This window comes from Candidatus Desulfosporosinus nitrosoreducens (assembly GCF_030954495.1).
GTDB lineage: Bacteria > Bacillota > Desulfitobacteriia > Desulfitobacteriales > Desulfitobacteriaceae > Desulfosporosinus > Desulfosporosinus nitrosoreducens.
The window spans coordinates 1-13,925 of record NZ_JAVHUW010000067.1 but is presented as its reverse complement, the minus strand read 5'-3'; the positions used below and the strand labels follow the sequence as shown (position 1 = coordinate 13,925).

The 13,925-nt window shown below is 48.1% G+C and carries 8 protein-coding genes; 6 read left to right on the top strand and 2 right to left on the bottom strand.

What is annotated here, in order from left to right; all coding sequences use genetic code 11:
* Nucleotides 1-180 precede the first annotated feature (180 nt).
* Nucleotides 181-534, bottom strand: a complete 354-nt coding sequence (locus tag REC12_RS18135; RefSeq protein WP_308896910.1) for an EamA family transporter — start codon at nt 532-534, stop codon at nt 181-183.
* A 408-nt stretch (nt 535-942) separates the two neighbouring features.
* On the opposite strand from REC12_RS18135, the gene REC12_RS18130 reads away from it, so the two are divergent.
* Together REC12_RS18130 and REC12_RS18125 are read left to right on the top strand one after the other, a co-directional pair.
* Nucleotides 943-1,170: a type II toxin-antitoxin system Phd/YefM family antitoxin gene (locus REC12_RS18130; RefSeq protein WP_308896908.1), complete on the top strand. Its 228-nt coding sequence runs from the start codon at nt 943-945 to the stop codon at nt 1,168-1,170.
* Nucleotides 1,154-1,567 (top strand): type II toxin-antitoxin system VapC family toxin, encoded by a 414-nt coding sequence (locus REC12_RS18125; protein ID WP_308896906.1) that lies wholly within the window; start codon nt 1,154-1,156, stop codon nt 1,565-1,567. The genes REC12_RS18130 and REC12_RS18125 overlap by 17 nt, the downstream gene beginning before the upstream one ends.
* Before the next feature lie 94 nt (nt 1,568-1,661).
* Here REC12_RS18125 and REC12_RS18120 read toward each other — a convergent pair whose 3' ends face one another.
* On the bottom strand, nt 1,662-3,731 hold the full coding sequence (locus REC12_RS18120; RefSeq protein ID WP_308896904.1) for a cell wall-binding repeat-containing protein: 2,070 nt from the start codon (nt 3,729-3,731) through the stop codon (nt 1,662-1,664).
* A gap of 277 nt (nt 3,732-4,008) precedes the next feature.
* Between REC12_RS18120 and REC12_RS18115 the strand changes: the two genes are divergently transcribed.
* The 4 genes from REC12_RS18115 to REC12_RS18100 all read left to right on the top strand — a co-directional run.
* Nucleotides 4,009-6,558: a S8 family serine peptidase gene (locus REC12_RS18115; RefSeq protein ID WP_308896901.1), complete on the top strand. Its 2,550-nt coding sequence runs from the start codon at nt 4,009-4,011 to the stop codon at nt 6,556-6,558.
* 91 nt (nt 6,559-6,649) lie between these two features.
* Entirely contained in the window at nt 6,650-8,239 is a 1,590-nt protein-coding gene (locus tag REC12_RS18110) for an N-acetylmuramoyl-L-alanine amidase (protein WP_308896899.1), read from the top strand.
* A gap of 620 nt (nt 8,240-8,859) precedes the next feature.
* Nucleotides 8,860-12,990, top strand: a complete 4,131-nt coding sequence (locus REC12_RS18105) for a cell wall-binding repeat-containing protein (protein WP_308896897.1) — start codon at nt 8,860-8,862, stop codon at nt 12,988-12,990.
* Between the two features lie 105 nt (nt 12,991-13,095).
* On the top strand, nt 13,096-13,925 hold an 830-nt coding region (locus REC12_RS18100), incomplete at its 3' end, for an Ig-like domain-containing protein (RefSeq protein WP_308896895.1).

The following is a 13,925-nucleotide window of genomic DNA, read 5'->3' as shown; positions in this document are numbered from 1 at the left end:
AATACTATTCGAGGACCTGACGCTGGACTTGAGTCGGGTTTTTGGAGCATAAGGTTCCCTTAGACGCGGTTGTATAGATACCGTTGTATAAAGAAGTGAAAAATAAAAACTAAAAGATATAGAAGTTAAGCGGCAAAAAGGAGAACTCCGGCGATAAACCTAAGTTCTCCTTTTTGCCGCTTATTTGCGTGTAATAATGATCACGCCCAGGCAAATTACCAAAACCCCAAGAATCTTTGTGGGCGTCAGCTCTTCTTTGAAAATTGTCGCTCCGATAATCATAGCAAAAATAAAGGCCGTGCTCTGGATAGGATAAACATAGCTTAATTCCCCTTTATTTAGGACATAAATCCAGAGCACCGAAGCAAAGGCATAGACCATAAGGCCGCCAAGAATGTAAGGATTCAGAAAAAGGCGAAGAAGCTGACCGAGGCTGTGCACCTCTTTGCCTGAGGCTCCCAATTTCCAAAGGGTTTGTCCGGTCACCATCAGTACGGAATTGAAAATAGTCAGTAATATTAACAATAAGGCCACCTCATGTTCTTCTTTGTACTATTCAGAAACTATAACTGTGTTTATATTGTTTTCCCAGCATAGAAGTAACTAGGCGGTCGCTTTCGCCAGAGGCTTTTTTGCTATGCAACTCGTGCGAAGACAGTGTCTTCGGGCGACAACCGGGTTTTCTTCTTTAATTGCTGATAATCATTATACAATGTGAGGCTTGTAAAGCAAATTAGAAGAACTTAAAACGATGAAGTCCATAATGGAGTATGATATCGGAAATAAGCCTTTTGGAGAATCTGCAAAGTTATTATGTCACTAATTAACTTTTGAATCGTTCTGTTTTACTCGAGTTAATTCGTACGAATTTAACTTAACTATTTCGCTCTGATTTGATATAATAATTTATATCAGGGTTATTGTCATAAAGGAGGTGTTAGAGTGCTTATCACCGCAACGGAATTTAAGACAAATATCGGGAAGTATCTGGCACTGGCTGCCAAGGAGGAAATAATTATTACTAAGAACGGAAAAAGCATAGCGAAGCTTACCCATACAAACGACGATAAGGTTGAGCTGGCAAAATCATTGTTTGGCATTCTTCCGGACGATGTTTCTTTAGAACAGGCGCGAGAGGAGAGGTTAAGCAAACATGAACGTATTGATTGATACAAATGTTATTCTTGACGCAGTGATTGGCCGCATCCCTTACCAAGTTTCCGCTGAAAAGCTTTTTCTGCTTGCTGCTGAGAACAAACTAAACGCTTTTATAACGGCAAGCTCCGTAACTGATATTTACTATTTGATTCAAAGGCATTTTCGGAACGTGGACCAGGCAAAGCAGGTGCTTGGGAAACTTTTCGCTTTGTTCCCTGTCCTTGAGGTTACGGGAAGCGACTGTGAGAAAGCCCTCAAAATGCCGGTAGAGGATTACGAAGACGCTTTGCTGGCAGCCTGTGCCAAACGAAAAAAGCTCGATTTAATTATTACTCGCAATCTGAAAGATTTTAGCGATTCGCCTGTCAAAGCAGTTGCTCCCGATGACTTTCTTAGTAGTTATTTATAAAAAATGGTTAAAAAAACGTCCTCTTCCACTATGACGTGGAGTGAGGACGTTTTTGTTGCGGTGGATGTTTTAGCGAAGGAAAGCTCTGCTTTGCTTATCGCAAATACTGCTTGAGAAGCGGGAAAATAGCGTTGGAGCTGGCTGGATTCAGGGACCAGCTGAGGGACCAGGCCCCGATGCCGCCAAGCCCGTATTGATTAAGCAGGGAAAGCTTGGCGTTCCAGCTTTGTGCATCGTCATAATAGACAGTATGGGTGCCTGAAGAATCCGTGTAATGGAAATAGGGAATTTGCGAAGAGTCCCGCTGCACCGGACCTTGAGCGAGGGCTGAAAGTTCGGCCATTCCTCCGGATTTCCGCTGATAGGAAGCGCTGCTCCCCGAGGATGAAGATGTTGTCCACCAATCAACCCCATAATAAGGTATGCCCAGAAGCACTTTGCGCATGTCAACTCCTTGGCCGGCGGTATATTGCAGCACTTTGTTCATCCAATCCAAAGGTGCAATAGGGCCGGGAGTTGAGTGGCTATAGTCGTAAGTCATGATGTCCAGGTAGTCGAGATATTGAGCGAGAGAGGCGTAGTTAAACTCAGTGAGCCAGGATTCCGAGCCTGTGCGGGCCATAACGGCTTCGATCAGCAATTTGTTGGCAGGGTGAAGTTTGGCATAAAGTTCTTTCATAAACTGAGTGAGATTAGGTCCCGTACTGCCGCTCATGAGCTCAAAGTCGATGACAATCCCATCCGAGTTGGTGCTTTGGATGCGGGAGATAATTTGATTTTCCAAATTGGCCCGGGCTGCTGCCGAAGCCAGCACGGAATCCGCGGTTTTAGGGCTGTCCCAGCTGGATTGAATCACCGGAAGGACCTTGAGATTCCGGGCATGTACGGCGCTGGTGAACTGAGTATAGTCGCCCGAGGTGGCATCCCAGCCCCCCGTCACATTGCCGTTGGCGGTGTCGTCAAGGTAATACCAGCTGGGGGCGATTATGTCCGCGTAATCGGTAGCCGGAGAAGGAATAGATTGCAGCTGGCTAAGCATTCCTTTCGCCCCGCTTAATCCCCCTTGCGTGTACTGCAGGGAAATCCGCGGCTGTGCGGCTCCTGTGCGCAGGATGCTCTCCATTTTGTAATTGATAACGCCCCACCCCCCCAGAATCGTAAAGGCCGTGCCCGAGGCCCTTTTCTGATCGAGATATGTGGCAGTATAGGCAGCTAACTGGGTTGAAGGAAATAAAAGAATCGGAGAGTTGGTTTTAGCGGCCAGCGCGGCTCCCGCTAAAGCGTCCGGAAAGTTTATCCCTGTGGCGACATAAACTTGGGAGCTGTCGAAGGGAAGCTGATTCAAGACGATCGTGTTCGTCTCATACTGGTCATAACCGGCGAAACGGGCGGTGACTTTAACCGGCTGAGGAAGTTTGCCAAGTTGATCTTCAACGGCTGCGCTGATGACGGCATTGCCGCCAATCAAAGTTACCTGCTGAACTCCCATTTGAGCCAGAGCCGCAGCCGTATCCGCGGGTAGGGAATCGGAACGGGTGAGTAAAATCGGTATTCCTTGAGCCGCGGCGTAGGAAGAGATGCTTAAAGCATCGGGAAAGTGCTCGCCGTTAACGATAAAGGCCTGGTTGGAAGTCGGAGTTGCCACACTGGCAATAGCCGCGGCTGTTCCGTACTGATCCTGACCGGCCAGGCGTGTTGTTACAATCCCTTGATCCTGGAGAGCCTTTTCGACGGAGCTGCTTAAAGCGACGGTCCCCCCCAGAAGATAGACCCTTTGTGTACCCAAGCGCTTTAATTCCGCGGAAACAGCGGCGTTCAAATGGTCCGATTCCGTTAAAAGCAGCGGGCCATTTACTTTGTGGGCCAGGACAGATCCAGTAAGCGCATCCGGAAAGTTTCCTCCGGTGGCCAGGACGGCAACGGGAGCCTGGTCCCATCCTTTCTTGGAAATCTCTACAGCCGTATCATATAGTGTATTCCCGTAAATTCGGTCTGTGAGCGCTTCGCTGGAAGCAGCTTGCACTTCGAGAGGCTGAAAAGGGAAAAGACTGACCAGGAGGGCCGAGCAGCAAATGAGCGCAATAAGGCAGGACGCAATTCCGAACCTGCTCTTTTTATTTCTAATTAATGTTGGTAATGATCTCTTTGTGAAAAATTTAATCATCCTTTCCTCCTTTAGGCTATGTTGAAATCTCCAGCCAAGAATCTTGCCAAACGCTGCCTTTTAACTATTCGTTGCCTAAAGGAGAAAACCTGCCGAAAATTCGACAATATCAATTGCCAATATCAAACAATTGAGCAATATGCCTAAAAACTTATATGTTAAGATTTCCTCATAACAAAGGAAAGCAATGATTCCTGTCGAAGTACCATTTATTGTTGTCAGTGACTATTGTCTAGTTTAGAAGAAAGAGGTGTAGAACGTTTTTACAAAGAAAGATTTGATCCATAAATTAGCCTGTAAAACTAAATATTATTTTGTACCTTTTATGGTTATAGGGTTAATTGCCGCCAATTTTCAAGCTGCCCCTTTGCTTTCAACCGGCCGGAACGGTTCCGTTCGAAGCTCCGTTTCACAGACGGCTCAAGCTCAAATCGTTGTCTCTCTGGCCCCCAAGACGGACGCTTTTGAAGTAGCCGACCGGTTTAAAGCTGTAATTATGCGCCGCGGTCCCCTCAACTATGTGACTCTGGGCTTCGAGAACAAGATTAATGTTTCCAAAGTGATCACAGCTTTAAAAAATACCCCCGGTATCCTGGGGGCGGAAGAAAATTGCCGTCACACCCTGGCAGTTGCGACAGACTCTTCAATTCCTCAAGATCCTTATTATGAAGACCAATGGTCCATTACCAATGGAGATGTGCAGGGGGCCTGGGGGATGGGGGCCACGGGGCAGGGCGTGACGATTGCCGTGGTCGATACCGGCGTAGACCTTGACCATCCCGATTTGCAAGACAATCTCGTTCCGGGCTACAACGCCATCACACGGAGTGAAGTGCCGGGAGCCTGCCAGGATGACAATGGGCACGGCACTCATGTTGCCGGCATCGCTGCGGCGGAACGCAACGACGTGGGGATTGTCGGCGTGGCCTATCGGGCGAAGATCATGCCAATCAAAGCCATGGATTCCGAAGGGAATGGGTATAACGATGCCATTGCCTCCGGCATCGTCTGGGCCGCGGACCATGGGGCTAAGATTATTAACCTTAGCCTTGGTTCAGAAAACGTAACTTCTTCCGACATTCTTCAAAAATCTGTCACCTATGCCTTTAACAAGGGTTGCTTGCTGGTTTCCGCGGCGGGGAACTACGATCCTTCGACCGAAGAAAACCCCGGGATCGGCTATCCCGCTTCAGATCCTCAGGTCATAGCGGTCAGTGCCACAGACCGCAATAATACTGTTGCGCCTTATTCCATTACAGGTCCGGAAGTCAGTTTAGCTGCTCCCGGGGATGAAATTACCAGCGATTGGTGGAGTAAGACGGATGGGCCGGGGTATGCCAAAGCAAGCGGGTCATCCATGGCCGCACCCTTTGTGGCCGGAGAGGCGGCCCTTATCTGGGGGCAGCATCCCGCTTGGCCGCGGGATCAGGTCGTTAAAGCCATGGAAGTTGGCGTCAAGGATTTAGGAACTTTGGGACGGGACGACAGCTATGGTTACGGATTAGTTGACGTTAAACTTGCCGTGAGTCTGGCCAACCAGGTTCAGGAAACACTCCCATCCCCGGCCAAGGTCGGACCACTGGGAGGAAACGTGCAGACTTCAGCCGGTTCCACTGTTTTCAGCTTAACTGCTCCTTTCCAAGCCTTTGACACATCTGCCAACGTTGTTTTGCAGCAGGTTGATCCTCCCGCGGCTCTGCCCGGCGGCGCGGAATTCCTCACCCCGGTCTTTGATGTGACTTGGGGAGGTGAGACACCTCAGGAAATACTTTCCTTGCAGTGGAGCAATCCTTCATTAAATGGAGATTCACCTCAGAGTATTTATCACTGGGATGGAGAGCGCTGGATTGCCTTAGGAGGAGATTTCTTTGACGGCAAAGCCCAGTTTGGCCTCTATAGCCCGGGAATTTATGCCCTGGGGACGGCTCAGAATGATGAGCAAGGGGGAACTCAGCGCTTTGCGGGAGCAACGGCTGAGGAGACAGCTGTCCAGATCTCTAAGGCCACATTTCCCACCGGAGCGGATACGGTCATTCTTGCTCAGGTAAACCACTTCCAGGACGCTTTGGCCGGCGCTCCTCTTGCTTACAAGCTTCAAGCCCCGATTTTACTTACCTCCGGTTCCTCGCTCAGCCCGGACGTACAAGAAGAAATCCAGCGTCTGGCTCCGAAAACAATCTGTCTTTTAGGCGGTCCCGCCGCTCTTTCCGCAGCCATTGAGCTTGAACTTCAGCAGACATATACCGTAAAACGCCTTTACGGTTATACGGCGGAAAGCACCGCCCGGGCCATCGCCGAGGAGCTGGGGACTAAAGGAAAAGCCGTTATCGCTAATGTTAACCGCTTCCAGGACACCTTAGCGATTTCAGCCTGGGCTGCGCGCCAGGGAGTTCCCATTCTGCTGACGGAAGCAGATGCTTTATCCGGGGATGCTCAGACCACACTTAAAGAGCTGAATGTTTCCGATACTCTGGTCATAGGAGGCACGGCCGTGGTGAGTTCCGCGATCGAAGACCAGCTTCCTTTACCCAGGCGGATTAATGGCTACACAGCCTATGACACTGCGGCTGCTGTTTTACAAACCTATCCGCCCAGCTCTTCGAAGTTGGAACTGGCTACGGGAGAGAATTTCCCCGACGCTTTGACAGGAGCTGTCCGGGCGGCGCTGCAAGGCTCCATGGTTGTTTTGGTTCCTACGCGCAGCGAAATGCCTTCAAATTTAACGGCCCTGCTAGGGTCGTGGAAGGGCAAGCAGATTGAGGCGCTGGGAGGGGAAGCCGTGCTGCCCGATGAGGTTGTGCAGAATGTGAAAGCGCTGCTTAATTAAGGCCTGGGATAAAGTACCACATTTTCCGGCAGGACATCGTCTAACTATGTCGAATTATCTAGAGTTGTAAATAATAAGGAGGGATTTTGGTGTGGCACGCTTAAAATGGAGAATTATCGGGATGCTCCTCGTAGTTCTAGGTTTCCTGATAGGACTTCAGAGTCCGGCGATGGCATCTTCTTTAAACTTTGAGACATCAAGGATTTACGGGGAGAGACAGATCGACACCGCCATTGCCGTTTCCCAGACAGGGTGGCAGCACGCGGATACAGTTCTGTTGGCCAATTGCGATCATTTTCCGGATGCTTTGGTTGCGGCGCCACTTTCGCATCAGTTAGATGCTCCTGTTCTGCTGACCCCGGTTGGCGGGGTCGATCCGAGAGTTATGGATGAAATTCATCGCCTGGGCGCCCAAAAGGTTATTCTCCTGGGTGGGGTGGCCGCTTTAAGTCCTCAGGTGGAAACGGATATTCAAAAGTCGGGCCTTCCCCAACCGGAGCGCATCTGGGGACAAGATCAATATGAAACCGCGCAAAAAGTCGCTGAGCGCATAGGGGTTAAAGGGCAGGTTATTCTGGCTAACGGCGAACAATTTCCGGATGCTCTGGCTATTTCCGCTTACGCGGGGGTAACAGAGACTCCGATTCTGCTGACAAGAGCCAAAGCCATGCCCGAGGCCACGCAACAAGAGCTCAACACTCTTCAGCAAAGCGGAGATCTCAACACAATTGTCATCGGCGGTGAAGCGGTGGTGTCCGCTGCGACGCTAAACGGCCTGAGCAATGTCCAAAGGATTGCCGGCAATGATCGCTACGAGACTGCGGCGGACGTCTATGATTTTGCCCGGGACGATCTCACCGCGACAACCATGTATATGGTTACAGGAGAGAATTTCCCCGATGCCCTTGCCGCCGGGGCCTTAGCCGCCAAACAGCATGCCGGGATCGTCATGACCCAGAAAACCACGCTGCCCGGGCCAACCTACTCCGTCTTATCCAGGCCCACTGAAAGTCCGCTGAGCGTGGTGATTATCGGCGGAACCGGGGCTGTCACGGATCAGGTTATAGGTATGCTGGAAGGAACGGTACAGCCGTCTTCCCTGCTGGCGGGTGTAACTATCGTCGTCGATCCGGGGCATGGGGGACCGGACACGGGGGCTATCGGCCCATCCGGAACATATGAGAAGAACAACACCTTAGCCGTTGGCCTTAATCTGGCAAACGATCTGCGCTCCGCCGGAGCCCGGGTCATCCTGACCCGCAGCACTGACGTCTCGCCGGCTACGGGAACTTATTCCGAGCTTTCAGATTTGCAGGCCCGGACGAAGTTAGCCAATGATCAGAAAGCCGATCTTTATATCAGCCTGCACAATGATTCCTTCAGCAATCCCAGTTCCTCCGGAACGACGACCTATTACAGTTCGGCAAGCTCCGTAGCCAGCCAATCGAAGGCTCTCGCCGCCAGCATCCAGAGCGAATTAGTCAAGCAGATCGGCTTGCCCAGCCGCGGAGTTAAGGACGAACCCTTCTACGTGATTAAAAATACCAAGATGCCGGCGGTTTTAGTGGAAATTGGCTTCATATCCAATCCCAATGAAGAGAAGCTTTTAGGTTCAGCGGATTTTCAAAGGAAAACAGCCTTGGGAATTTATCAGGGAGTTTTAAAATTTAAGGGCTATTGATTACTAATTATTAGAAATTACAGGGAAACCTTGCAAGTAGGCTGAAATAGGCATTGATTCCTTGTGAAATTCGTGTTAAGTTTGTGATGTGTACTAAAACAATATTTCTAAACAACTTTTTTAACGGATGTTAACAAGATGCTCACATCTCAAACCGGGAACTATGGTATACTCGATTCAATCCGTCTAAGTCAGTATATTTTTTGACTTATGGTGGAAAACTAGTAAGTTTTAGTGTAAACTAAACAGGTGCTAACTTAGAAGTTGTCCGAGAATTTTAGCGTCCATTAAAAGACTATAAAAAAAAATCGGACAGTAAGCAGGAATATTAGTTATTATGGAGAATACATATAGCTAATGCAGACCTTTTTTTGTGGTTTCTTCAATTCACCGATGCGGTTCTAAAGGGTATGTCGCGGGCGGGATGAGACTCTTCATCCTCAGGGGGGACGCTCCCACTTAAAGCCTGCAGACTGCTTTTAGATATTGCGCAATGTCTAAAGATTGTGCTACTCATGTTAAGGGGGTGAGGGACGACCTAAAAGACGTCCTATGTAAAGGGAGAGATAGTTCATTCACCAGACAGAAGAGATCCAAAGACGAGAGGAGATATTCACTACATGAAAAAAACTAAAAAAGCTTTAGCATCGTTAGCTATCGCTGGTATGGCCTTGACAACAGTACCGTTCAATGCTTTTGCTGACGGTGCAGTACCAACTCGTTTGGCAGGCACCACTGCGGCTCAGACTGCAAATGCGATCGCAGATCAAACAGGTTGGACCGGAACAGCAATCCTCGCATCGTCCACCTCCTATGGTATGGTTGACGCCTTGACAGCTGGACCGCTCGCCACCTACTTAAAGGCTCCTATCCTTTTAACCGGAGCAGGAAGCACCCTTGATGCCGACACCAAGGCTGAACTCACCAAATTAAGTGTTAAAACTGTTTATGTTACCAGCGGAACTGCCGTTATCAGCCAAGGAGTTCTTGATGAACTGACAGGCATGGGTATCACAGTTGTTCCCCTCGGCGGTATGGACCGCGCTGAAACCTCCGTTAACATCGCCAAAAAGATGAGCGGTGTAACGAAAGTTGCCGTAGCCAACGGAATTCCCGATGCTCTCTCCATTGCATCCATCGCTTCCGCTGCTAACGAGCCTATTCTCTTAACCGACAAAGATTCCATTCCTGCCAGTGTTTCCGCTTACTTAGCGGCTAACTCGGGCATTACATCTTCCGATGTCATCGGCGGAACAGGCATCATCAGTGATGCGGTTAAAGGCCAATTCCCAAGTGCAACACGTCACGCCGGAATGACCGCTTATGACACCAACAATCAAGTTATCCAAGACTTCGCTTCCCAACTGCAGTTCAGCAACGTATTTGTGGCCAACGGCGAAACCAGAATTGACGCTCTTGCCGGAGCACCTCTGGCAGCTCAAACCAAATCGCCGATCGTTCTCACAAACGGAACCGCTCCTGCAGCAGCAAGTTTTGTACACGGCAAACTCGCCAGCGGTGCTGTAGTAACAGCTCTCGGCGGCATGGCAGTTGTTCCTGACAGCGTACTCTCCGCAGTGCAAAACGGTCAAGTTGATCAAAGCGGCCCCTTGTCCGTAACTTCCGTAACCGCAACTGGAGCCGACACCTTTAAGGTTGTCTTTAACCATGCACCTGCCGATACCTCCAAGGTTACCTTCGATGTGGAGAACTTTTCCACACCTATGACTGTAACAACTACCTGGAACTCCGGCAATACTGAAGCTACCCTGCAAAATTCGGCGAACTTCCCTCAAGGAACCTATACCGTTGATGTGAAAGATGACACAACAGATCTGGGAACAACCTCAGTCACTGTCGATCAACAAAAGATCGCCGCTATTAACATTACGGCTACCAAATTAGGAGTCGTTACGAACAAAGACAATACGCAAACAGGTTATGCAACTTATCAAGTATTAGACCAATACGGAAACGATATCACAACCGGCGGACTGGCCAACAGCTTAAGCTTCCAAAGCGGTGTGGGCAGCGTTGATGCTAAGGACGGCCTGCTTACGTTAGACTCAAATGTTCAAAACCTTATGCAATTCTCTACCGTAGTCATTACCGGTTATGACTCGACCTCCGGGGTGTCGACAAGCGCTACTTTGACAACTTCAACCCAAGTCGGTACCTTAAGTGATTTCAAACTTGGCGAGTTGACCAATGCTGACGGCAAGAAATTGACTGACGGAGATTCCAGCGTATTCTATGCGAGCTACACGGCTACAGATATCAGCGGCAACCCAACAACCAGCTATGATTTAATTAAGGGCGGTTTGATTTTACATTCCGACGGCAATGGCAACGACAATCTCCTTACCACTTCAAACTCTTATGTCCAAGCCAGCGTCGAAGAAGATCCCAGCGATTCCAACAAAGCGGTTATCAAGGTCATTGTTAACAACACTTCAGGTACTTCCATGACGGTGGACATGCCGACGGTTATTACGGCTATGACATGGTCCGGAACCACTTCAACGCTGAACACAACCTTATATAAATCCTCGAAGATCGACAGCTTCACAATTATGGCTCCCGCAGACAGCATTGCGGTTGATGAGTGCAAGCAAATTCCTTTCCGTGCCTTAGACCAAAACGGACAAGTACTTACCAAGTGGTCTGATCTCAGCACTACTGACCTCACCATCACGAACGCATTCCTCAAGCAAAATTCCGATGGAACTGCCAGTCTGTGGTGTGGTCCGAGCACTCAAGCAGGATTTGGTATTGACGGACAGCAAGTTATCACTGCAAATACTGCAACCGGTAAATACAGCTCCATTACGATCAATATTCAAAAGGCTGCCAAAGCTGACACCTTACAATTAGACCAAACCGTATTAGCCACCAATATGCAAAGTGGTTCAGCGCAAGGCATTGACTTTGGCTGGAACTACGGCGGACTTACTGTAAAAGACCAATACGGCCGAGTCATTGACATGCAAGGTAAATTCAAAGGCGGAAAAAATACAACCGCAGATCCGAACTTTAACTATCAAGTTGTAGCAACTGCTACCGGTGATCTTTCTGTTGTCGGTTCGGATTCCGGCGAGAATCTGACTGGCGGTTCCCCGGTAATCTATGGCGGAAATGGTGTTCGCGTTGTGGCTAAGTCTGGTCTGGAAAGCAACGGCGGCTCAGGAACGGTTCGTTTCGATTTGGTTAACCTTGCTGCTAGTGACCCGACCGCTGTTATTGATTCCAAATCAGTAACCATCTCCGTTCTGAAAAACAACGACATCAAAGATTACTATGTAGATACGGTTACAGATCCGATCTATGTCGCTGAGGCTACAGATGAGGCTACGGCTACACCCAGACAAAATGCATATGCGGCTGAACCATTTATCTATGGTAAATCTGCAAGCGGATCTAAGGTCATCTTAACAAACGGCAGTGTTCTTGGAGCTAGTGTTGACAGCAAAGACTTCTTTGCTGCATATACTCCATATCCTGCAGATCCCTATTCAGAGCCTTATGATTGGCAAAATGTCTACGTGTATGCGAAGAAATTAGGGGACAACGTTACTTCTTCTAACACCACCTTAAACGTAACTGTTAAAGGTGCTGATGGTTTAATACACTCCGTAACAACTCCTATCCAATCTTCAACTGCAACACCTACACCGACGGGTATCTATGTATCCTCAGCCACATTTAAACCTGGCGTTACCATTAACGATTTGGGCGACGATGCTACTGTTAGCGTTGACTACATGCATGACGGCACTCTTCTCGAAAGATTTGATTCCAGCGGATCAAATTCCGGACGTAGCCCAGTATACATCTATGCCAAGGATCAATATGGTACAAAAGCAATTCCGCTGTCATATCTCAGTGCCGCAGTGACCAGAGCAGATGGCTCGACTTCGTCGCTGACACTGACTGACGGAAGAATTCCGGCAGGTACTAATCTCCAGCCTAGAGATAAAATTATCTTATCTGGTGTTGCTTCAGGATTTGTTAAAACCCTCGAAATCGACGTTACTGATAGCGTAGCTGGTGATACCACTGCTCCTACCGTAACAGGCGTAACTGATGGTCAAACTTATACCGCAGCCGTTACACCAGCTAGCACAGACACTGACATTGCCAGCGTATCCCTTACCAAAGATGGCACTGCAGTTGCTAACTATGCACTAGGTACAGCTATCTCTGACAATGGTGCTTATGTACTGACAGTCAAAGATACTTCCGGAAATACGACAATTGTTAACTTCACTGTTAACACTGCCGCAGCTGACACCACAGCTCCTACCGTAACAGGCGTAACTGATGGCCAAACCTATACAGCGGCTGTTACACCAGCTAGTGCAGACACTGACATTGCCAGCGTATCCCTTACCAAAGATGGCACTGCAGTTGCTGACTATGCGTTAGGTACAGCTATCTCTGACAATGGTGCTTATGTACTGACTGTCAAAGATGCTTCCGGAAATACGACAACTGTTAACTTCACTGTTAACATTGCCGCGGCTGATACTTTGTCAGGAAACTTCGACACATTACTTGGCCAACCTTATGCTAAAGTAACATTGCCGACTGGTTATCAAGCAGTAACAGCTGTAACGGTTGATGGCGCTGCTAAAACTGAAGGAGCGGATTATACCATCGACTCAGGTGTATTAACTATCGTCAATGTAACATCTACTAATTCTATAACCATTACGGTTGATGGAACAACTTATACTGTTGTTCCGCAATAAAAACTCAATTAGTTAGTTTTTTAATAAACTAAAGTCAAAGATAAGTACTGAGGGGGTGACTCTTACCCCTCAGTACTCAAAATCTTTATTTGAAGGAGCACTAACATGAAAAATAAATTTATTGTGGGAATGTCGAAAGTCGCCATTGCTACTGTGCTTTCAACTGCTATGGCTGCAACTCCAGTATTGGCATCAACCGGCGATCTTTGGAAGGGTTCAAGTGATATTGGAAGTGTTACACAATTAATATTACACCCTAACACATTTCTTGATTTGTTAGCTCATATGAGCAGCTATTCCTATGAAGTTAACGGAAAAGGTTATGACGTTGCACAATCAGATGCTCTGTTCAAAGCTAATCCAACAGCTAGCGCAGCTGATGTTCAAGCTATGATTGAAGCTCAATTAACACCTGTTACACAAACTTTAACTGTTGCATCGGTAAGTGCTATTAACAGTACTGTTGTTACTGTTGACAATGGAACAACAATGGCTGATGCTATGGCAAAGCTTGATCAAAGTGTTACCTTAACATTAAGCGATGGTTCTACTAAAGATGCTGCTATCGTTTGGAGTTGCGACAACTATGATGCAGCTACAGCTGGTGATTATACTTTTACTGGCAAAGTCACATTACCAGACAATGTAACTGATCCAGATAGTAAAGTTGCTGATGTTTCTGCTACAGTAACTGTTAATGCTGTTGAAGCTTTAACAGTTGAGAATGTCTCTGCCATCAACAGCACTACTTTAGGAGTTGCATTTAACAGAGCTCTGACTTCAGATGAGCAATCTAAGGCTCAATTTGCTGCAACATATAACAATACTGCCTTCAATATCAGTGCTGTTACATGGTCGACAGATGGTATGACAGCTCAATTTAGCAGGCAAGATGCTGCAAAACTTGCCGCTGGAACTTATGCCGTTAGTGTAAC

Excerpts from the sequence above, each read along its gene's own strand:
- REC12_RS18125 (WP_308896906.1), top strand. The coding sequence starts at position 1,154 with ATGAACGTATTGATTGATACAAATGTTATTCTTGACGCAGTGATTGGC.
- REC12_RS18120 (WP_308896904.1), bottom strand. The coding sequence starts at position 3,731 with ATGATTAAATTTTTCACAAAGAGATCATTACCAACATTAATTAGAAAT.
- REC12_RS18105 (WP_308896897.1), top strand. The coding sequence starts at position 8,860 with ATGAAAAAAACTAAAAAAGCTTTAGCATCGTTAGCTATCGCTGGTATG.